We start from the raw sequence: 20,844 nt of genomic DNA on the forward strand, positions 1-20,844 counted from the left end.
GGCAGCTTCGGCAGAGCCGTTAAGATTAATCGTCTTGTGCTTCTCTAATTTGCACACGGAATTTTGTGCCATTTGGATTCACAGTAACTTCAGATAACGTGACTTGCTCAAATCCTCGCACAATCATTTTTCGCCACGGACCAGGTTTGGTATTCACTTCTAAACCATTGTTGTCATACCAATAAAATCGGTAAAGAATGTGCTGATCACCTTTGTAATTGCTACTCAGCTGCACGACTCCTCGTGGGCGATCATCAACGTAAGTGGTGGTGATGTTGTCAACTAATAAGCGACTACCTAAAACGTTATCATTAAAAAATACTTTTTGCGTTTGGCCATCAATTCGAATACCAGCCGTGTTTTCGGCGCATCCAACTAAACCAATAGCCATTGCTAAACAAACAAGCCATGCTTTCATTACAGTCTCCCTAGCTGTTTATGCCACACGGTTGAGTGTGCTCCCTGACGAGATACCCATACCAATGTAGTCTGCTGTGCAGGCACTTCAAACTGATAGGTTTGATCACCCAAGTTTAAACTTTGTGTTCCCGGTTTCACGATTTTTGAAGCCGTTTTCACTTGCGCTGGCAATGTTTGCCAACTTCTTGTATCTGGCTGTTCGGTCAATGTGTTCCATACATTGAAAAGTATGTTGCCCACATCATCGCCTTTTTTCGCCGCCTCTTTTCGGATTCGATCTTTTGCCCAAACACGAAGAGCTTGACGGATCACTATTGTAGTAAGACGTTCATTAAGATCGTTTTGCGCCATCGCATTAACATCAGTCAGCGTACTGGAAGGCAATACCTGACCATTTAAAACAACATCGCTAAAACGTTGAGCACCTCGGTTCTGATAATAAGGAAGCGCCAACGAATAAATCGCGCCATTATCGCGACTGTCGTAAATCGGTAAATCAATACGCCACCCTTTCATCGCCTCAACAACACCCTGCTCATCAATAACGATGACTCGCCCTTGTGACTGAGTTAATCCAGAAGGTGCTTTGCCATACCGCTTCTCTAGCATGCGCAAGTCTTCACGCATGCCCAGCTTCTTAGCAGCGTATAAGGTGCTTTCCACAACTTGCTTGTTGTCTGGCATTACAGCGAGTGCTCGTCGGTAATCAACATAAGCACTGTTTAAGTCTCGCGACGCTTCATATAACAAGCCAGAAAGATAGAACAGATAACCATTTTGTACCGCGCCTAGTTTTTTACCAGCATCAGGGTAGTTCGCTAACACACTGCCTAAATTGGCAGACATGCCTTGCTTGTTAAGGTCTTTCTCTGCTGCTTTTAGCTCTTTTTCACGCGCCTTTCTTGCTGCTTCCTGAACTTGATTAGCTCGACGCACTTCAACTAGTGCCCCTTCTAAATCGTTTTTCTGTAAGTAATTTAGTCCTAGATACAGGTGCAAAAAGCCAAGTTCGTAATCGGCGGGATGATAGTCTTGGAGATTGTCGTTCACTGCGAGAGAGCCGACGCTCGTTGCCGTGTCTGACACAGATATCGTCGCACGATCTTGTTGAACACGTACAGCACGATCGCTGCTTTCTAGCGCATTCAAACTTGTTGGGTAATCTTCAGCAAGAAAAGAGATGCGACCTTTTTCAAAATTGCCAAGTATCTCGCCACCCACTTCACTTGATTGAAGTTGTTTTGCTTTGGCATATTCCCCTGCAACAACGGCTTGATAAACTTCTTGATTCTGGTTGCTGTAATGACTAAACAGATTGCCCGCAGATAAATTCGCGCAGCCAGAGGCCATTAAAGCCCAGCTCATCAGCCCTAACAGCTTTACACCTAGTTTCACATTTATCTCCACAAATGTGTCATTCGACAGGAAAAAGAAGTGGGTGAATCGCCACCCACTTTTAAAAGCTTAGCTCAATACCATTGGACCTAGAGGGCGGCCGCCTAGTAGGTGCATGTGAATATGGTAAACCTCTTGGCCACCATGTGGATTACAATTAACGATCAGGCGATAGCCGTCTTCAGCAATACCTTCTTCTTTCGCTAACTTTCTAGCAACAGTGAACAAACGCCCCATCATTGCTTCATCTTCAGCTTCTACATCATTCGTTGTTGGGATCAGTTTATTCGGAATAATGAGAATATGGCTTGGTGTGCGAGGGTTAATGTCGCGAAACGCAGTCACCAAATCATCTTGATAAAGGATATCGGCAGGGATTTCCTTGCGAATAATTTTACTAAAGATCGTTTCTTCCGCCATGAGGACTCCATTTTATAAACGTAATTAGACCCCAGTTAGTATGCGCCAACCAAAAGCGGAGCTCAATAAAAACAGTGTTCACTTAACATTATTAATCAAATGCTAATTAACGAAGCTTTTTTTGTCGTGTGCGTCATAAAATGCGCGTCACAAACTGAATACAATCCAATGAATTTTGTTACTTTTTTAAGACAATTATTATTTTTATACCCAAGTAAATTCAAAAATACTTGGGTAGCTTGTCTATTTTTGGGAGAGGAAGCTCACTTATGCGAGGTTCAGTTATTAAAAGGATGTATGCCGGCTTTGCACTGATCATCATCCTATTTGCCGTCACAATTGCCATTATGATGGGAGGAATGAGTGATATTCACGGAAAATTTGGCACGGTTTCTAAATCATCCCTACCGTTGGTATCGTTATCTAATCAAACCAGTGTTGAGCTGCTTTCTGCCGACAAATCATTTAAAGACTTCCTGACGACAGAGAATAAACAACGCATGGATGAAATGCGTCAGGAATTTGCTAGATCTCAACAACGCTTCGAATCCACATTGGCTCAACTGAAAACCGCAAGCCAAATCTACCCTTCTCTTGCCGAACCGTTTTCACAGTTAAAAGCGTTAGAGCAGAGCTATTTTACAGAAGCTCTAGAGGCCATGGACAACTACGAAGCAATGTTTGCGGCTCAAGAAGAAGTGCAAAAATCCTCACGCCGCTTCCAAAAACTGAATACCGAACTTTCGGTTGGTCTTAAAGAATATGTGGCAGATCAAACCAGCATTTCTGTCAAAGTCATGGCAAAGAGCTACTTTATCAAGTTAAAAGATGCCGAAGTAATTACCTCTGATGCCCTCGCCAGTTCCAACCCTGAGTTTGTTACGCAAGCCGTAGCTAAAAACCGCAAAGCAGTAACGCACTTGAATTACGCATTCCGCGGGTTGGTGACTCAGCTTCCTGAGCTAGAAAAAGCATTTGGCGAATCTGTAGAGCAATTTACTCGTGACGTCGGTATGCGTGGCGGTGTGCTAGACCAACATAATAATTACCTCAATGCTCGCGCCGCTTTGTATAACAATATCGCCAACCTAGCAAATAAAGTGGATTCAACCATGGCGATTCTTGAGCAATTTACGACAACCGCAACAGATAAGCTCAATGAATCATTGGCAGATGCAGGTGACATATATTCGGCCGGTGTAACGAAAGCCATCATCATTGGCGTTATTGTCGTTTTACTCGCGACAGCGATTGGCTACCACATCGCACAAAGCGTTCGCGAGCCGTTGACTCGTATTCTAAAAGTGTTAGAAGGCCTGACTGAAGGTGATATGACACAGCGTATCGATATTCGCTATAACAACGAATTCAGCCGTGTGAGTGGACACATTAACTCACTCGCCGACAACCTTCACGAGATCTTGGTGAAACTCAACGAAGCGTCAGAAAACCTATCGTCAACCGCGACAACCAACGAACGCACCTCTTCGCAAGCACAAATTAAATTGAGCTCTCAACGCGAACAAACGGCAAACGTCGCTACCGCGATGACAGAAATGTCTCATTCAGTGCAGGAAGTCGCGCAAAGTGCGCAAGGCTCGCTAGAAATGGTGCAACGCGTCGAATCTGCCTCTGAAGAAGGCAGAAATGTTATGAGCAGTAACATCTCAACCATTAATCAACTAGAAACACGTTTGAACGAATCGGTCTCCGCAGTTTCTGAGCTACAAAAGATGAGTGGTCAAATTGGGTCTATCCTTGATGTGATCCGCAACATTGCGGAGCAAACCAACCTACTGGCATTGAACGCGGCAATTGAAGCGGCTCGCGCTGGTGAACAAGGTCGCGGCTTCGCGGTAGTGGCAGATGAAGTACGAGTACTCGCATCAAGAACGACTCAATCAACCACTGAAATTGAATCCATGATCAGTAATCTGCAATCTAGCTCACAATCGGCAAACCAAGTCATACAAAGCTGTATGAGCGATATGGAGATGTCGGTTGAGCAAGCGTCAAAAGCGAACAGCTCAATGGAAGAGATCCAGGCGCTAATCATCGAAATCAGCCAAATGAGTACGCACATTTCACAAGCAGCAGCAGAGCAAAGTGAAACATCAACAGACATTGCTCGCAGCATCGAAGATATCAACAGCATCGCCGATGAAAGTTTCCAAGCCATGTCGAATATCGCACAAACCAGTGAATCACTGACCCACTTGGCTCATCAGCAAAATGAATTGGTCCACCGATTTAAGTTATAAATACTTTATAATTAAGAGCATTAATTAGTGCAATCAACTGTATAAGGGCGACTTTTTGTTAAGTCGCCCTTGTTTTTTGTCGGCCATGTCTACATATGATTAATAAGGCCAGCTCATCCCCTTGCACAACTCTTTTCGAGCGGCCTCATAAAAAGGAAAATCTATGGCTGTTCATGTTGGTATTATCGACCAAGACCCAGTGAGATTGGTCACTCCTCTATTAGATAATCGTACGCTAAGCACACATATCGTCTTCATCGGAGACAAGAGCCAGTTAGATATATTTGACCGACTGAGTGCCGTTTTAGATCAACGAGAAATTACTTCTGAATTTTTTGAAATTCCATCCGCTGTTAATACATCTCTGATCAAACAAGCAATTCAAAAACTGGCAAAAGATCTCCATGAACGCGGCGAAGATGTAAAATTGAACGCGAGCTGTGGTCTTCGTCATCGCTTGTTGTCGGTGTACGAAGTTTTCCGTACCTATCGCTGGCCAATTTTTGTGGTTGAGCCTAGTAGCGATAAGCTTTGTTGGTTATACCCTGATGGCAAAGAAGATACCCAAGTCGAAGATCACATTACGATTGCAGATTACCTCACTATCTTTGGTGCACGCGGCGAATTTCACCACGTTGATTTACCACCTCTTCTTGATAAAAAATTGTATGAACTTGGTGAACGATGGGCCTCAAATGCGCTTGAGCTTGGGCCAGGTCTAGCAACACTTAACTACCTTGCAACCACATGCCGCAAAGAACAAAAGCTTGATGTCGAGCTCTCCGAAAAACAGCAGGGCTACCGTGAGCTAAACATGTTGCTTTCAGATTTAGTAGAAGCAGAAATCGCCACCTATGAGAATGGCGTTTTAACGTTTGCAGATGAAGATGCTCGACGCTTTTCAAACGGTGAGTGGTTAGAAACTTTGGTTCACAGCACCGTGAAGCAAATCCAAGACACCATGCCGACGATCCAAGATCGATCGTTAAATGTTCAGGTTTATCGCAAACTTGGTGAAAGTGAAGTACGCAATGAGTTAGATGTCGCAACAGTTGTAAACAACAAGTTGCACATCATCGAGTGCAAAACCAAAGGCATGAGAGATGACGGCGACGATACTTTATATAAGTTAGAATCGCTTCGCGATCTATTAGGTGGCTTACAAGCGCGCGCAATGTTGGTGAGCTTCCGTCCTCTTCGTCACAATGACATTACTCGTGCTGAAGACTTAGGACTAGCCCTGATTGGCCCTGATGAGCTTAAAGATTTAAGAACGCACTTAACTGCTTGGTTTAAAGACGCGGGCGGTTCAGACGAGATATAGTGCCATTAAGAAAAGCTAAAATTCACAACGATAAAAAGCAGCATTAATGCTGCTTTTTTTATACCTAAATTTTAGCTGTACGCATTTCTATAACTAGAAAAAAACCAGAGGTTAGCCTCTGGTTTTTTCTGTTTGTTTAAATGCCAACTATAGGGGCTTAAAGCATTTTACGCGCTGCTTCTACAACCACTTTAATTGAACGCGCTTCCGTTTCTTTCAGAGTTGAATGATCTGGAATCTCTTTTTGTGTACGGTTGATGATAACACCTGCCACACAACCCGCTTTTAAACCAGAGCTCGCACACATTGTTAGCAGTGTTGCCGACTCCATCTCGAAGTTAAGTACGCCCATGTCTTGCCATTCTTGCATAGAGCCTTGGAAACGCTTAACAACACGACCAGAGAACGTATCGTAACGTTCTTGACCAGGGTAGAACGTGTCGCTTGATGCAGTCACACCCATGTGAACTGTAGCGCCAGACTCTTCTACCGCTGCTTTCATTGCGGTTGCTACTTCAAAGTCAGCAACTGCTGGGAATTCCATAGGAGCAAAGTGTAGGCTCGCACCGTCAAGACGAACTGACCCCGTCGTTACGATCATGTCACCCACGTTTACATGTGGTTGAATTGCACCCGTTGTACCAACACGTAGGAAAGTACGAACACCAAGCTGTGCCAATTCCTCAACTGCGATAGAGGTAGAAGGACCACCAATACCTGTAGAACAAACCACAACAGGTTTACCGTCTAACTCTGCACGGTATAGCGTGTATTCACGATGGCTTGCTAGAAATACTGGATTTTCCATTTGTTCTGCGATTTTTTGAACACGCGCTGGGTCACCAGGAATGATCGCTAGAGTCGCACCATTAAGATCAGCTTCAGTAACACCTAAATGGAATACAGCTTGAGACATAAGTCGCTCCTTATTGTGGCTTATTTTATGAACAATAAGCTCATTAATCAGTTATTGGGTACAGATGCACTGTAGCGAACCTTTCACCAACATAGAGTGATCACAATCACAATGACAAAATGTAATGAAAATGAAATTTCAAACAAAACTGGTATTGATCACACTTTAAGGGGCATTAGATCATTTTGTTGCATAGCAATGCGTGATTTCAAGGACGAGAAAAACGTCTGATCGCATCAGGTGAATACGGTTAAAAAAAGCCCGATACACGAATGCCTCGGGCTATTAATGAGTGGGATCAATGGTTAGGTCAGTTATTTGATCTGCTTGGACTCAAAACGAAGTAATCTCAACGCATTCAATGTCACCAGTGCTGTTGCACCACTGTCGGCTAATACAGCAACCCACAACCCAGTAACACCAAGTAAACTTGTCACTAAGAATACACCTTTCAAACCTAGCGCTAACGCGACATTCTGACGAATGTTACTTAGCGTCGCACGCGACAGTTCTATCATGGCAGGTAGCTCAATCAAACGGTTGTGTGTTAACGCCGCATCAGCAGTCTCGAGTGCAACATCCGTACCGCCTCCCATCGCAATGCCGATACTCGAAGCTTTCATGGCTGGAGCATCATTGATACCGTCTCCCACCATCGCAACGGTATGTTGTTGTGATAGCTTCTCGACGTAATGCACCTTGTCTGCAGGTAACAAACTCGCTTTATAATCCAAGCCTATTCTATTTGCCATTGCTTCTGCACTTCTCGGGTTGTCACCCGTTAGCATCACCGACGTGACCCCAAGTTCCTTCAACATTGCGATGGCTTGCTGGGCATCTGAGCGCAATGTATCTTGCCATGCGATCACGCCAATGACCTCGTCATCGAAACGCACAATGACAACCGTTTTACCTTGTTGTTCCAACGTAACCACTTGCTCTTTGGCTTGTTGAGAAAGTGGAAAGTCTGCCTTTGAAGGCGTGACCACTTGGACCATTTTTCCATCGACGTAACCTGTGACACCAGAGCCTACTTGCGCGGTTTTATCCAACGCTTCAGGAATAGTAAGCCCCTGCTCTTGCACTTTGGTAACTAAAGAAACCGCTAGAGGATGACTTGAACCAACCTCGATTGACGCAGTTAGGCTAAGTAACTTGTCTTCATCCATATCAAAAGCAAAGACGTCGGTCACTTCTGGTTTACCTTGCGTCAGTGTCCCAGTTTTATCAAATGCGACAGACTCAACCTTGCCAAGCAACTCAAGCGCCGCACCACCTTTGATCAATGCGCCCCGCTTAGCAGCTGCCGCCAAGCCAGAAGTGATCGCCGCAGGCGTTGAAATTACTAATGCACATGGACAAGCAATCAACAGCAGGGCGAGTCCTCGATAGATCCACGTTTCCCACGGTTGGGCAAATAGTAATGGCGGCGTAACGATAACCATCAGAGACACCAACATCATTAGTGGCGTATACCAACGGCTAAATTTATCAAGAAAGCGTTCTAATGGTGCCTTACGGGATTCTGCTTCTTCAATCAAATGAAGAATTCGATCTATCGCATTCTCGCCCTGACGGGAAGTCACCTGTAAACGAACCACTTTATCGACAACCACAGCCCCGGCCATCACTTTGCCACCGGTTTGATGCTCAACGGGAACAGATTCTCCCGTTAACGCACTTTCGTCAAAACTCGCAAGCGCATCTTGCAAAACACCGTCGGCAGGCAAACGACCTCCGGGTGCGACTTCTATGATATCCCCTGGTTTAAGCTGAGCAGCTGGTACTTCTTTACGTTCACCATCAATTATTAAAATTGAATTTTCTGGGACTAAGTCCATTAACGCCTGGACACCGCTTCGCGCGCGAGATGATGCATATGCTTCTAACTTTTCACCAATAAGGAAAAGCAATAACACCATTGCGGCTTCGGCGGTTTCACCTAAATATAAAGCGCCGAGCGCCGCTACACTCATTAACGTTTCAATCGCAAAAGGCGTACCGCTACGCGCCAACTTAAATGCTTTGAGCGCGATTGGGTATAAACCAAGTAAACACGTCAAAGTGAATAACCAAGCGCTTATTTGAGGGTCGATCTTAGAAATTACTGCCGCAGTAGCCATTGCACCAGCAATCGAGAGAATTTGGATGTTGTCTCTTATGACGCCAAGCCAGCCTTTCTTTGTAGTGCTTGGTTTTGGAGCATCCAGTGAAGAGAGCGGGAAACCCGTTTTTTGGGCTGTCTGCTCTATCGTAGCTATCAGCTCTAGACCATCAAAATCGACGACCAGTTTTTCTGTTGCAAACAAAACCTTGGCTTGGCTGACGCCTTGTAAAGACGTAATGGCTTTCTCAAGCTTTTGCGCACAAGATGGGCAATCCATACCTGACACAAGCCAAGCGTTCCGAACGGAGGAATTACTCTCCCTTGTGGGATCGTCTTCCTCGCCTGTATCTACGCTGCAGCCTCCTCCACTACAGCAAGAGCTTTCAGAAACATCAACACTGGCCTGAGAGATATTGAGCGAAGATTTTACTGGCGCACAGCATGACTCGCTTGCACCAAGCGGCACCGCAGTTTTGATTTTGCTAGATTGGCAACCTTGATGTTTTGTACACATAATTTTTTCCTTATTGGTATCGGTGATTTACCTATTGCTAAGGATAAACCTTAGAGTAAGCTCCAAGGTCAAGATAAATTTGTACAGTTCGGCGATAGAAAATAAAAAAGACGCCGAAGCGTCTTTCCAAACCAGTTTAAAAGCAATATTCCGTAAAGTTTAAACAGAGAGGTTAAACGGGATGCTTAAAACACTCATTTAATGTCATTCCTATGGCACGCAGCACGTCTCTTCTTGTGATAACACCAACCAACTTACCTTTGCCATCCACCACTGGATACATTTTCGGCTTTCCAACTTTCATCATGTCAGCCAGTTCAATTACTGACATTTCTGGAGAAACAGATAAGACATCATCATGCATACACTCTTGTACCGTATGTGTATCTTGGCAGTGATAACTTGCTTTCACCAACTTATCTAATAAGTCTTGCTCCGATAAAAACCCAACCACTTTTTCATTTTCATCAATGACAGGGCCACCTAGTGTGACACTTTGCATTACTTTGTTTAAAGCTGCCGAAAGTGACATATCTTTCGTGAAAGTCACCGCTTGCAACGTCATGTAATCTTTTACTTTTAATGAATGCATTCTTATCTCCTTAAGGGCATTTTATTGCGGCCTTTAGATAAGTGTCGCCTAATTTCCTGATTTTACTAAATGGAAAGGAGTAATTTTATTTATAGGCACAGCCTATTGAACTAAAACAAAATTAACTCACCGAACAACATTCACTGTATTTCGTTAAACGCAAGATTCAGCCAGGCTGATTTTTCTAGGCAATAAATACAACAAAGCCAGTCAAATTGACTGGCTTTGTTATTAAGTAATTGTTGCGTTAGCTATGTTGGCGGCGCATGTTGTCTAAAATAATGCCAGTCGCCATCGCGACATTCAGTGATTCGGCACCGCCAAACGCCGGAATCGTGATCTTATCTGTCACGAATTTTGCTGCGGCGTCGCGCACACCATGAGATTCGCTGCCCATCAACAAAATACCTTCAGCAGCGAAATCCGTTTTATGAACGCTCTCTCCCTCCAAAAACGCGCCATATACTGGCAATTTGGCGTGTTCCAAATAACTTGGCAAATCCACCAAACTCACTTGTACGCGGCCAAAGCTGCCCATGGTCGCACTGATCGTTTTAGGATTATAAGGATCAGCACAATCTGTACTCGCAATAATGTGCTTGATGCCATACCAGTCTGCAACACGAATAATCGTACCTAGATTACCAGGGTCGGATACACCATCTAGCGCAATCATCAAGCCTTTCGCTTGAGGCTCTTTTACACTCGGAATTTCAACCACAGCAATGGCCGCATTATTGCTCACAAGCGTGCTCGCTTTGGTCAATTCATCAAGCGATGCTTCAACACAATCAAAACGATTTAGCGTACCAGCATTTTGTTCGAGAAATGCCGCTGTTGCAAAAACCTGCTTCACCTTCAATGAACTACTTGCTAGCTCTAGTACGTTCTTTTCACCCTGAACTAGGAATAAGCCATGCGCTTTACGCTGTTTCTTTTGACCTAAAGCACGAAGCAGTTTTAATTGGTTTTTTGAAATCATTAAAGTATCCCAGGTGAAAATGGTTATTCGACGAGCGTACCCTAAACAATCTTCACGAAAGTTCGGTATCGAGCGGATGAGATTATAAATTATACCTAAATAACCTCAAGAAGCTTGATCATCAGAAGACGTTGAACACCAAGCGTAGCCAAAATAAAAGAAGGCTCAAAAACGAAAAAAGCCCTGCGATAACGCAGGGCTTTCTGTCGCTAAAACCATAATGCGTCCAACCACATAGTTTAAACTCAACAAGTTACATATCGATTGAAACCATAATTTGTCAAGATTTAAAACCATAACATGTCCTTTTGGTCTGCTTCAACAAAAACACAGAGGTTAGGTGTAAGAAAGTTACACAACACTAGAAGCAGTCAAAATGTGGTTTCTAAAACAGTGGCAGTAAGTGTTCATCTCGTTACACTATTGGATGCGTTCTCTATCAAACCGGTGATGAGTGCAGAAGAATTTAGGGGGAAATAAAAACATCCCCCTTTATCACTAATATGCTTTAATTTCTCATATTATCTGATTATATGTAGTTGCCAATCTTATAAAAAGAGCGCGTTATTTATACTTATCACCTAACTTATAATCACTCAATTTAAAGAATTTAAACTCAGAGTCTTTGACGTACTTGTTGATTTTATTAACTATGCTTTCATGAATTAACAACCCGCCTCCTGCTACTTTATGAGGTCGTATAATTAGACGATTTTCTTGTGGGATCGCATCTAACACTTCATTCTTGAACTTATACTTTATGACCTCATGCCTACTGTCGTCAGGGGAGTAGTCGAGTATCTCACTACGCTCGAAATCAATACAGTCAAGGTTTTCATACGCATTAAAGAAGAAAAAATCTTCATGCCACTCTTCATCATCACCAATCAAAACAGCAGGGAACAATTGGAAGCCATTTATATTGAGCGGCAGTAATTTATCTGCAATCTCCTTAGATACTACAGGAAAAAAACTGTGGAGATTAAAGTCACTTACAATGAAAGGCATATCACCTTTTTCTGCATTAGTAAAGAATATAGGGCCATCACCAAAATCTAGTTTAGTGAAGCTGTAACGGCGACGTCCTGTATCCAATGATGCTTTTAAATGAAGATAAGTATCTCGAAATGGGATTTCAAATACCTTGTAGTATTGTTCTTCGTAACTATTCATATTCCCCTCTTTGGTGACCAACTTGTTCCAAAAGATATTTGAACTTCTGGAGTATAGCCTTTGAATTCATCCCACTCCCCCCTGTGACCATTCTTTCCATTCTCACAAGGAGTTATAGATTTTGATAGCTCGCCTACTTTCTCACTGTTTGCGCACCCAATATAGATTTTGTTTTTCTTATTAAAATGCTCACTAACCTTTGTCAGTGGCAAGCTAAAGTTCAAAATCCTTTTTAATAGTTTCTCACTGATCGGATCCATGTGTTTTTTTTATGGATCTCTCTTTTCGGCTCTACGACTTCGGTGGTGCCATAACAAAGATAAATATCTTGAGCTATGTCGACTAAATAGTCGATCACTTCACTATGGTAATTGGATGCTTTTATCTCTGAAAATTGATTACTTTTAAACGTATGCCCTGTCCTGTGAACTTGGATACCAAGGTGGCAAGCCCCTTTGTAGCTGGATGGTAAACCAACAAGGTTTGATAAGCTATTTATATTATAACCCTTATCTATAAGAGCTTCTTGCATATCTTTGTCAATTTCACTTAGTGCCTTCCCTGATATGAGGTGGTGAGTATCCATCTGAATGCCATTACAAAATGGATGTGCTTTTTTCTTATTATACTTATTCGCACTTTTAATCCATTCTTCTCGGTAGTCAGGTACCTTCTTACCATTAACTTTTTCTTTAGGATTTTTTTCTAAGTTTCCTCTTATTTCTTCACTCATTTTATTTCCTTTCTAGCTCACCACGATAAAGCTTTGGAGTACGGTGTTTGCTGCTTTTACACACTGTACACTTGCCTTTTCGCTTTTTACTCTCAACTTCTTTTGACAGCGTCATGTTTGCTCGGCCTTTGATTGTGTCCCCTTTACGTTTAGCCAATTTGTCCGCTAAGCCTTCCAGATCTCCCATGATTTTGCTCATTTCATCCAAGGTCTCACCAAAAGTATCGAGTGCTTTTTGAGCTCCGGCGATTTGTTTAGCACGTTTCCCCTTAACTACGAGCCTCGCGGCAGTGGAAGTAGCTCTAGCTGCGACACCTGCACCTAGAGTAAATAACCCTAACACGAGGTTCAGAACGACTTCTAGCAATACGTAGATACCTAGCTTACCGCCGTAATAGGTATAAAAGTTTGGTGGGATCGCATCCAATATCAGGACAACGTAAGCACTGTAAGTTATTGCTGATGAAGGATCTCGCATTACTGCCATGGCTTTCGGTAAAGCGCCCGTATCATCAATTTCTTTCGCCCACTCAGGAGCTATCTCTCTTAAGGCTGTGTCAATAAATGTTTGAAGTGCTCTCGCATCGTTTTCGGCAATATACTTCGGAAGCGCAATAATCTCTTCATGATATTTGGCAATCAACCGAGCACGTTCAACAGCATCCTCCGCGCCATCATAAAACTCTATTAGTTTTTCTTTTAACCGCTCACCATTATCTAACATCAGGTCACTCAGGGATTCCACACCATCTTCAAGTGCCTTTCCGAGCAAGTCAGTCACATCGTCGAATGACAATTCATTTACAGGTTTTGTTGTATTCGACAAATACCATCCTGCCCCTGCTCTTACTTGATCTTCAAGGGACTGCTTTATGAAATTGTGGGCTTCAGCAGCATAGACAGCACCTGTATCTAACACTGATGCGCCAGCATCCCAAACAGTATTACCAAAGCTACTCCAGAAATCTTGACTAAACATGTCTGTGAAGTCTTTGCCCCAGTCAACAATGCCATCATCAATACCGTCTGCCAAACTTGCAACACCACGCGTTTGCCACTGTAAAGCGAAGGGTTGCATTGCTTTGCAGACTTGGACATAAACGCTGTCTAGACGGCGTTCGATGAGCTCTCGTGTGTCCTTAATCTGACGCTCTATTCCGGGCTCACCAATTATCTCAACAGTAACGAGGTCAGTATTCGGCTTCAGATCATCAAAAGCAGCTACTCCACCTTGCTTCTCACTACTCTCTATAGCATGAATAGCGCTATCAGAGACGGTACTCTTATTTGGCAGCTTGTTGAGTGCTACCTGTTCAGCATGTACGACTGAATTCGTCTGTATGCGTATATTGTCAGCAAGGAAAGGGGTCTGCCATAGGTCATCATAAAAGAGCTGGACTTTAACCCACTTCTGCTCTTCTAAGTCGATTTTTAAAATCGCATTTATGACAACTTCAATATTCCCTGCCTCTGCTGAATACACGTTATCCGGTGCCTGAATGACAGAAACTTCAGAGGTATCATTCATCAAGCTTTCCGCTTTGGTTTGAAGACGCTCAAACGCGCTTGAAAGGTTATCGGACAGTTTTTTCGAGTAGGTATTTATCGTACTTACGTGCGCGTCATAGATATCTGACGAGAGATACAGGTAGTTTAATCGGCTAGCCTCAGAGCTAAGTGATTCGAGACGCCCTTTGACTTTTGAAAGTACCGCTTCAAGCTGACTACTAAGCGCTTGCTTTGCACTTTGCCAATCGTATTCTTGTAAGAACGTTTGTGGGTTCCCTTTCCCTCTTGCTCGCATGTATGCCAGCATTCGATCTGCTGTTTCATGTTTTGGTAAACGGAACAGAACCGAAAGCAATTCACCTTCCTCTAGAACCAAGGGTAAACCAAGAGAAAGAACACGATCCATACTCTCTTCAGACATGCTTTCAATCCCTGCCACTAAGGCTTCAGCAAGAATGCTGAATGAAAAGTCTGGATGACGCTGGAGAAAATGTGTTTTGACCTCTAAATCGACAATGTCTAAAAAATAACGATCGGCAGTTAGACTTGTCCCCATTGCTCCCCATCCTTCAGAGGGAGGAGCTATACGGTAGGGGTGCCAAAATGTTTGCTGACCTTGAGATGCTCTATCGAAAAAATCTTCGTCAGTTTGCGTCATCAAATAATGTGGGTTATCAATTCGCACAACTTTAGGAACGAACGTATTCGTGCTTTCTTTAGCCAGAATCTTAATTTGTCCCGGTTTTAAACCAGAGACTGTGCTTTTTCCAGAGTCATCAAAGTGCCCGCTCGTTAACACGCTTCCTGATGGGTCGGTAATATCAAAGTCAGCATCTTTGAGCAGAATGCCGTCAGGATAGCGAGCTTTCACGTAAACCGTGTAAGTCCCTTCTTCATCTTCTGTCACGCTAACAGCAGGGTTTTGAACGCCACCCAAACACATTGTGTTAGCTTTGTTCATTGTCATCTGATCAGAGAGGCGAGCGACGCCTTTTCCTTCAATCAGGACATCGGGAGAAGCTGAAATGAATTTTGCTTCCGCCTCGATAGTACCCGAGGCGACGCCTTTTTTATCACCTGCTGCATCGCCAGTACTTTTTGCAAATGTGCTGCCTTTTAATGCAATGCTATTCCCACCGTCAGCGGTAACCGTTGTTGAACCGCCAGCTAAATCAGATGATTTAGCATTATTACCGTAAGGGATAGGCACGATGGGCTTCCCCACTTTTGTTAGACAGACATCTGGCAGTGTTGCGTTTGCTTCGCCGCCCGAACCTTTATGGACAACACTGAGTCCATTTGCACTTATTGTTACTGCCATAATATGATCTACTCAGGATTAAGTGGATTAGTTGAGCTTTACTTTAGAGCCCTGAATCTTCTGAATTTTTTCAGCACTACTACTTACATGCTTAGCCGTTGTAGTAATACGCCCATCCGTCCCACTAAATTTAGTTTGTGTCTCGCCTGAACCAATAAGCACTTCTTCCTCTGCATGAAGTGTTATTTTCTTTGCTTTAACAACAAGCTCTTGTTCTTCCAGCAAAGACATGTAGATATCAACTAATGTTGGAATGGTGAGGTCTTCGGATAGAAAAGAGATACGGCAATCGAGTTTATTATCGATGGCCATAAAAATTTCTGACCGAGTAAAAGCACGGCCTAATGATGCCCAAATTGGTTGAGAAAATGGGTTATTCTCAAAATCTACTTTTACTCGATTCTTCTCTGGATGAACTTCCACTATCCAACCAATTCGAGAGCAGGGTTTTGAAGTGATGTTAAGGTTGTCTAGGGGTAGTTCTTGATTCATAGTCGACCTAGTACTTTTTTAGATCTAACTATTTTATCCCTGAGCGGTTTGAATAGGTAATGTGGAAATGAATAGTTACTACGATTGAAGTACGGACTTAAAAGACATTAGACCCAGACAATATAACTAAACCAGCCAGTAAATTGGTTTAATCGCGTGTGTTTTTCACTTTTCTATAGATTTATCTCGCACTCAAAGTTGTGAATCAAATCACACAAGCGAGGTTGCGATGTCATCACTATAACTTGAGCGTAAAGAGTAACTTATCAACCTTGACGCCTTTCCTCGTTCTCACACTTCAGTCTGTGCAAAAATAACTCAAAACCCTCACTCATCACTACCTTCCCAACCAATATACCAGAGTAAAAGCGTTAACAAAGGCTATCAAATAATCCAGTTCTCTGATGAGCCACAAAGTTTGAATGAGTAAGAAAAAGTCAGATTATGATATTTCGATTCTGGAATTGCCCATCGAAATCGTCTAGCGAAAACACACTGAATGAATAACGACAGCTCAGAAAAGCTTTAATTGTCAGACCTTGTTTGTATGACAAACTTTTGATTCCCCTAACTGACATGACACTAATAAACAAAAAACCATCAAGCCTAAACTCGATGGTTTTTATTAACTGCTTGTTCAGCAGGTCGGTTGCTTTCTTCCTGACCTATTCCTAGCTGCCTATGCGGCAGGACACTGATCTGCTGAGTGCAATTGCATTTGTTGCAAATTCTTAGCTGCCTATGCGGCAGGACACGGTCGGTGTTTTGCCACTGCACTTTCTCAAATATTCTTAGCTGCCTATGCGGCAGGACACTGTAGAATATAGTCTCTAACCATCTGATTCTGCGTGCTTAAAGTCACAATTCATCAAAATACCCTTTTTCTTCGTACTTCTGTAAGTGATTGTTTTTATTTCTCTAAAAAACAGCTTTAGAAAGAGGGTCAAAAACGTAATTCAGGTACTGTGCCTTTTCTTTCTTGATTGGTGGCTAAGCCATAGCTATTAAAGTTTGCAGCACCACGCTCACCGACAAGCTCCTTTTGTAAAAACAAAATATAATCTTCCCCAGATGAAGCGCTGGAGATTGGTATTCGATGGAAGCTATCGACGACACGCTCTTCATTAGTAGCTGGTAACGATGGTTCAACACCAGATAGTTCGGCTCTCGCCATGCTACGTTTAATTCTGCGTTTCTTAGAACCTAAAAAGCTTTTCCCAATCGTTTGATTGCGGGTAAACCTCACCTCTATCGCATTATCTGGCACTTCACAAACACTAGAAATCTCAAACAGACCTTCATTTACCATCAAAGAAAAATAGGGCTGAAAAGAGAGTCCAATCATCATCTCTTTATCTTCAGCCACAAAGGCGATGGTTTGACCAACCGTAACATCACTCCAGTCGGGAAAACTCACGCCTATTTTATTGATGGATTGTCGGTTATTGACCATAAACAAGTGCATTTGAGAGATACAACGCCCTGCTAACAGCTCATAGTCGGCTTGAACAGGGGTATAACGTATACAGAAGTAGTAACGCTTCGTCATAACCATCCTTACTTCGCTTTGGAACAATTGAAGAGACCACCCTTGATCAAGACCGACATAATAAAGTGCACGTCATTTGGGATGGTCTGAGAAGCTGTCATTGTCTCAATCCAATTCTCTGTATTTCTGACTAACTGGTAAAAGTCATTTCCATAGGAAACATGTCGCCTTGCTATAACGTACTCTCGGTCAGCTCCATACTCATTCACTCTTAATGGCTTATCTGCTTCTTCATGCCACCAATCGTCAATCGATTGCAACGCTGCACCAATTTTCTGACCATGAAAAGCAGCAGTTTCTTTTCCGTTCAATAATTCTACGGTAGCTAACTGCTTAGTAGGAGCACCATTTTCTTGATCATCCAAGAACTCTTGGCTTGGGTAAACCTCATCCCCCCAACCAACTCCAATTTTAGCTTTGACATCCATGTAGAAATATTCGGTCGGGTCAGATAGGGCTCGCATCAAATAAGCTGTAAGTTTTTCTAGGCATTCTGCTGAAGCTTCATCCCAATGACCATACCAAGAAAGCCTTGTTGCGTTTTCTTCAATCAAGGTTTGTGAATCACTGGTGGTCACTTCTATCGACAATTGTCGACACTCTCTGTTTCTCCAAAGCCAAGTACCAAGCAGTATATTCTTCGCGTATCTATGTGCGAGCTCCTGATACCCATTGAGCTCTTTATAAGTGTTAGCCAGTAACGAAAGTTTAGAGCGCACTTCGTCATCACTACAGGTATCTGGAGTTAGAGAGTTGGCTCGAATTCGAAGGGGAAATGCGCAGTAGATATCATCAACACCAGGTTTTACATAACACTCTTCGATGAACTGAGGATTGGAGTAAGCTAAATCTTGTGGAGCAACATTCTTTTCTACGAACTTACTCCCTTTATATGCTTCTGCATAACCACCTTTTGGTGCGCGCAACCTAGTTCTATCAATTTCAAGGGGGCACATCTCACCACTTTTAGATAGATAGTAGAAATATGCTTTGCCAGCAGAGAGTGATCGAACGTAGTTCAGCTGAGTGCAAAGTTCCATAAACGATTAATCCCTATAGTTTTTTATAAGAATAGTTTCGCTACTGCATTCTATCGACCAAAAGGCATGGTTGAAAAAGTGATCTCTTCCACTAAAACGTACTTCTATCGGATTCACTTTCTTAGCAAGCCCTATCGCATTCTCTGCATAGGCGTGACAATCGGTGATTGAGTTGCACCGTTTAGTTGGACATTCTAACAAATGGTAACCAATAGAAACTGGCAAATTATCGGCGTCTTTCGTTATTAAACGCTCTAGTTCATCAAAGTTACTCGGCTGGCTCTCACTTGGGTATAACCATCGCCCGTATGCTGGTAACCCTTTTATGACATGGAAAAGCTCGCTCCTGCTGGTAAACGTCTTCAGCCACTCAACCTGTGTCGATAACTGTGGTTGGTATAATGCCCCTCCAGCGAAAGCAACGGGAAGTGCCGTTTTAAGCGCTGCCTTAAAATCTGAAATTCGGCTGTCACTGTGGACTCTGATAACTAAGTCTATTTCTAGGTCCGCCAATCGTTCACTACGAATAGTTGGTCGCTTCGCGTTTGAAACCGTTCGCGCTTTAGCGACCGAGTTAGGTTCGGTAAGCTTCGCTGTCGGTTGAATCTTCTCGCTTCGAACATAAAAAGAGAAACTCGAAAATTCAAACAGGGAATTACAATTAACTAGCTTATTGAACTCCCTTTGATAACGGTGCATAAAGCCCCAAATAGCCGTCAAAGAAGGAGCACCACACAAATAAGGGCTGCTCATTGCGACAGCATCTTGCACTTTCATTGATGACAAATAGATATACTGCTCGCCCGTTACCTTATCTGCATTACCAGTAGGTTTACTGAGCTGTTCGAGAATCCATACAATTTGGGCTTTAACGAGCTGCATAAGCTTAGGGTGATAGGCAAACTTGGCGGCATACTTATTATTCTGAAACGTGAGATGCAAGTGACGGTTAAACTCACTGGCTAAGGAGCCCAGATCCGATTCTGGTTGGGTCAAAAAGGCTTGAGCTAAAGTGTCATCATGTTCCAATTGCTGCTGGTTGGGGTCAGCGTCAACGATATCTCTTAATTCAATTAATGGCAGCATCCACAACGCTATCTGCTTTCGCAATATCTTACTTCTAACCTTACGAGCGCTCTCTCTTTGCTTCTGTGTTTTTGATGGCTCTGAACCAATTAGATGATTTAAAACCTGACAAACTTTGGTATTAGTTACCTGATAGTCATCAAAGTAGTGACCACTCTTTTTTCGACTTTCAGGTAACGTTCCACCTCTCGCTGGTTTGACGTCTAGCGGGTAGTTTAGGGCTTTCATATTCCCACCTAAACTGCCACACAAGTTCCCGATACTTGCCGAGTTCGGCAGTGACGAAGACACAAAGCTAAGCTTACTTTCTCGATTTCTCGATCTCACTTCTAACTCGCTCTGAATGGCATGGCTGACCACTGGGGTCAACGAAATATAATTATCCCCCCATGGAAACCGTAGCTGCTTACTGTAAGAACTGACGTTATCGGGAAAATGATTATCAGGGAGCTGCTCTTCAATTGTATGTTTTAAGCGAGCAAGTGACTTAGCACTTAGACCGAATTCTTTGAGCAACTCAATCCAAATGGAGCTTTCTTGCTTGATAAGTGAAAGGATGCATACGGGCTGTGATTGCCAACTAAAAGGATTCAATAACCACAATGTGTGACGATATACCGCAGAGTTATGCGCCCACCCCAAGCGCTGCTCTAATACTCCGCTTGAAATGAATACCTCGGTTGTCGTAAGAGCCTGTGCAACTATCCGCTGATCTTTAACTCGACAGTCTGGAAACTTGAGATTATGAGTGTGGAACCATTTAATTTCATCAAGGGACGCTTCTAAGTTCTCAGCCGCTTTTAAATGCCTTTTAGCACGAGCTAAATCCAACCAATCCGAGCATCTATCCGCTTGATGGCTTGAACTGAGATTGAGCAAGATCGTTAATGCCTCTTTTTCACACCCTTCAACACAGACATCTTCTGTATAAGGCATGAACATCTTCTTTAGCGTAACCTGCTTTACTGCTTCGTCTTCAATTGCTAATAAGTCACTTAATTTCGTCATAA

General features: G+C 43.1%; 16 protein-coding genes. 2 read left to right on the plus strand and 14 right to left on the minus strand.

The window, feature by feature from the left end:
• Positions 1-25: 25 nt before the first annotated feature.
• The 3 genes from J4N43_RS10760 to hinT all read right to left on the minus strand — a co-directional run bounded on the left by J4N43_RS10760 (position 26) and on the right by hinT (position 2,235).
• A complete protein-coding gene (locus tag J4N43_RS10760; RefSeq protein ID WP_005378469.1) occupies positions 26-418 on the minus strand; it encodes a YcfL family putative periplasmic lipoprotein in 393 nt (130 codons plus the stop codon).
• Positions 418-1,815, minus strand: a complete 1,398-nt coding sequence (locus J4N43_RS10765; protein ID WP_053349424.1) for a COG3014 family protein — start codon at positions 1,813-1,815, stop codon at positions 418-420. Before J4N43_RS10765 ends, J4N43_RS10760 begins: the two co-directional genes overlap by 1 nt.
• A 69-nt stretch (positions 1,816-1,884) precedes the next feature.
• A complete protein-coding gene (gene hinT / locus J4N43_RS10770; RefSeq protein WP_005378473.1) occupies positions 1,885-2,235 on the minus strand; it encodes a purine nucleoside phosphoramidase in 351 nt (116 codons plus the stop codon).
• Positions 2,236-2,504: 269 nt separating this feature from the next.
• On the opposite strand from hinT, the gene J4N43_RS10775 reads away from it, so the two are divergent.
• Together J4N43_RS10775 and J4N43_RS10780 are read left to right on the plus strand one after the other, a co-directional pair.
• Positions 2,505-4,496, plus strand: coding sequence for a methyl-accepting chemotaxis protein (locus J4N43_RS10775; protein WP_053349423.1), 1,992 nt, complete (start codon positions 2,505-2,507; stop codon positions 4,494-4,496).
• 163 nt (positions 4,497-4,659) lie between these two features.
• Positions 4,660-5,820: a DUF1887 family protein gene (locus J4N43_RS10780; protein WP_005378476.1), complete on the plus strand. Its 1,161-nt coding sequence runs from the start codon at positions 4,660-4,662 to the stop codon at positions 5,818-5,820.
• A 157-nt stretch (positions 5,821-5,977) separates the two neighbouring features.
• On the opposite strand, the gene udp is transcribed toward J4N43_RS10780, so the two are convergent.
• The 11 genes from udp to J4N43_RS10835 all read right to left on the minus strand — a co-directional run bounded on the left by udp (position 5,978) and on the right by J4N43_RS10835 (position 20,842).
• Positions 5,978-6,736, minus strand: coding sequence for a uridine phosphorylase (gene udp, locus J4N43_RS10785; protein WP_005378479.1), 759 nt, complete (start codon positions 6,734-6,736; stop codon positions 5,978-5,980).
• A gap of 314 nt (positions 6,737-7,050) precedes the next feature.
• Entirely contained in the window at positions 7,051-9,357 is a 2,307-nt protein-coding gene (locus J4N43_RS10790) for a zinc/cadmium/mercury/lead-transporting ATPase (protein WP_033905039.1), read from the minus strand.
• A 172-nt stretch (positions 9,358-9,529) separates the two neighbouring features.
• The gene (locus J4N43_RS10795) at positions 9,530-9,949 is read right to left on the minus strand and encodes a CBS domain-containing protein (protein ID WP_005378483.1); all 420 of its coding nucleotides are present in this window, start codon (positions 9,947-9,949) and stop codon (positions 9,530-9,532) included.
• Between the two features lie 247 nt (positions 9,950-10,196).
• Positions 10,197-10,931 (minus strand): RNA methyltransferase, encoded by a 735-nt coding sequence (locus J4N43_RS10800; RefSeq protein ID WP_158159608.1) that lies wholly within the window; start codon positions 10,929-10,931, stop codon positions 10,197-10,199.
• A 564-nt stretch (positions 10,932-11,495) separates the two neighbouring features.
• Positions 11,496-12,104 (minus strand): imm11 family protein, encoded by a 609-nt coding sequence (locus tag J4N43_RS10805; RefSeq protein ID WP_104040164.1) that lies wholly within the window; start codon positions 12,102-12,104, stop codon positions 11,496-11,498.
• A gap of 232 nt (positions 12,105-12,336) precedes the next feature.
• Positions 12,337-12,837, minus strand: coding sequence for an AHH domain-containing protein (locus J4N43_RS10810; protein WP_252094112.1), 501 nt, complete (start codon positions 12,835-12,837; stop codon positions 12,337-12,339).
• Between the two features lies 1 nt (position 12,838).
• Entirely contained in the window at positions 12,839-15,667 is a 2,829-nt protein-coding gene (locus J4N43_RS10815) for a DUF4150 domain-containing protein (RefSeq protein ID WP_169644468.1), read from the minus strand.
• A 27-nt stretch (positions 15,668-15,694) separates the two neighbouring features.
• Positions 15,695-16,159, minus strand: a complete 465-nt coding sequence (locus tag J4N43_RS10820) for a hypothetical protein (RefSeq protein ID WP_169644466.1) — start codon at positions 16,157-16,159, stop codon at positions 15,695-15,697.
• 943 nt (positions 16,160-17,102) lie between these two features.
• A complete protein-coding gene (gene cas6f, locus J4N43_RS10825) occupies positions 17,103-17,708 on the minus strand; it encodes a type I-F CRISPR-associated endoribonuclease Cas6/Csy4 (protein ID WP_169644465.1) in 606 nt (201 codons plus the stop codon).
• An 8-nt stretch (positions 17,709-17,716) separates the two neighbouring features.
• Entirely contained in the window at positions 17,717-18,748 is a 1,032-nt protein-coding gene (gene csy3, locus J4N43_RS10830; protein WP_169644464.1) for a type I-F CRISPR-associated protein Csy3, read from the minus strand.
• A gap of 6 nt (positions 18,749-18,754) precedes the next feature.
• Complete coding sequence (locus J4N43_RS10835) at positions 18,755-20,842, minus strand: type I-F CRISPR-associated protein Csy2 (protein ID WP_169644462.1); 2,088 nt, start codon at positions 20,840-20,842, stop codon at positions 18,755-18,757.
• Positions 20,843-20,844: the final 2 nt, after the last annotated feature.

The sequence above is a fragment of the Vibrio sp. SCSIO 43009 genome, assembly GCF_023716525.1.
GTDB classification, from domain to species: Bacteria; Pseudomonadota; Gammaproteobacteria; order Enterobacterales; family Vibrionaceae; genus Vibrio; species Vibrio alginolyticus.

Bases quoted from the DNA above. Each gene is read 5' to 3' on its own strand.
- J4N43_RS10760 (WP_005378469.1), bottom strand. From the start codon at position 418: ATGAAAGCATGGCTTGTTTGTTTAGCAATGGCTATTGGTTTAGTTGGA.
- hinT (WP_005378473.1), bottom strand. From the start codon at position 2,235: ATGGCGGAAGAAACGATCTTTAGTAAAATTATTCGCAAGGAAATCCCT.
- J4N43_RS10775 (WP_053349423.1), top strand. From the start codon at position 2,505: ATGCGAGGTTCAGTTATTAAAAGGATGTATGCCGGCTTTGCACTGATC.
- J4N43_RS10780 (WP_005378476.1), top strand. From the start codon at position 4,660: ATGGCTGTTCATGTTGGTATTATCGACCAAGACCCAGTGAGATTGGTC.
- udp (WP_005378479.1), bottom strand. From the start codon at position 6,736: ATGTCTCAAGCTGTATTCCATTTAGGTGTTACTGAAGCTGATCTTAAT.
- J4N43_RS10790 (WP_033905039.1), bottom strand. From the start codon at position 9,357: ATGTGTACAAAACATCAAGGTTGCCAATCTAGCAAAATCAAAACTGCG.
- J4N43_RS10795 (WP_005378483.1), bottom strand. From the start codon at position 9,949: ATGCATTCATTAAAAGTAAAAGATTACATGACGTTGCAAGCGGTGACT.
- J4N43_RS10800 (WP_158159608.1), bottom strand. From the start codon at position 10,931: ATGATTTCAAAAAACCAATTAAAACTGCTTCGTGCTTTAGGTCAAAAG.
- J4N43_RS10805 (WP_104040164.1), bottom strand. From the start codon at position 12,104: ATGAATAGTTACGAAGAACAATACTACAAGGTATTTGAAATCCCATTT.
- J4N43_RS10810 (WP_252094112.1), bottom strand. From the start codon at position 12,837: ATGAGTGAAGAAATAAGAGGAAACTTAGAAAAAAATCCTAAAGAAAAA.
- J4N43_RS10815 (WP_169644468.1), bottom strand. From the start codon at position 15,667: ATGGCAGTAACAATAAGTGCAAATGGACTCAGTGTTGTCCATAAAGGT.
- J4N43_RS10820 (WP_169644466.1), bottom strand. From the start codon at position 16,159: ATGAATCAAGAACTACCCCTAGACAACCTTAACATCACTTCAAAACCC.
- cas6f (WP_169644465.1), bottom strand. From the start codon at position 17,708: ATGACGAAGCGTTACTACTTCTGTATACGTTATACCCCTGTTCAAGCC.
- csy3 (WP_169644464.1), bottom strand. From the start codon at position 18,748: ATGGAACTTTGCACTCAGCTGAACTACGTTCGATCACTCTCTGCTGGC.
- J4N43_RS10835 (WP_169644462.1), bottom strand. From the start codon at position 20,842: ATGACGAAATTAAGTGACTTATTAGCAATTGAAGACGAAGCAGTAAAG.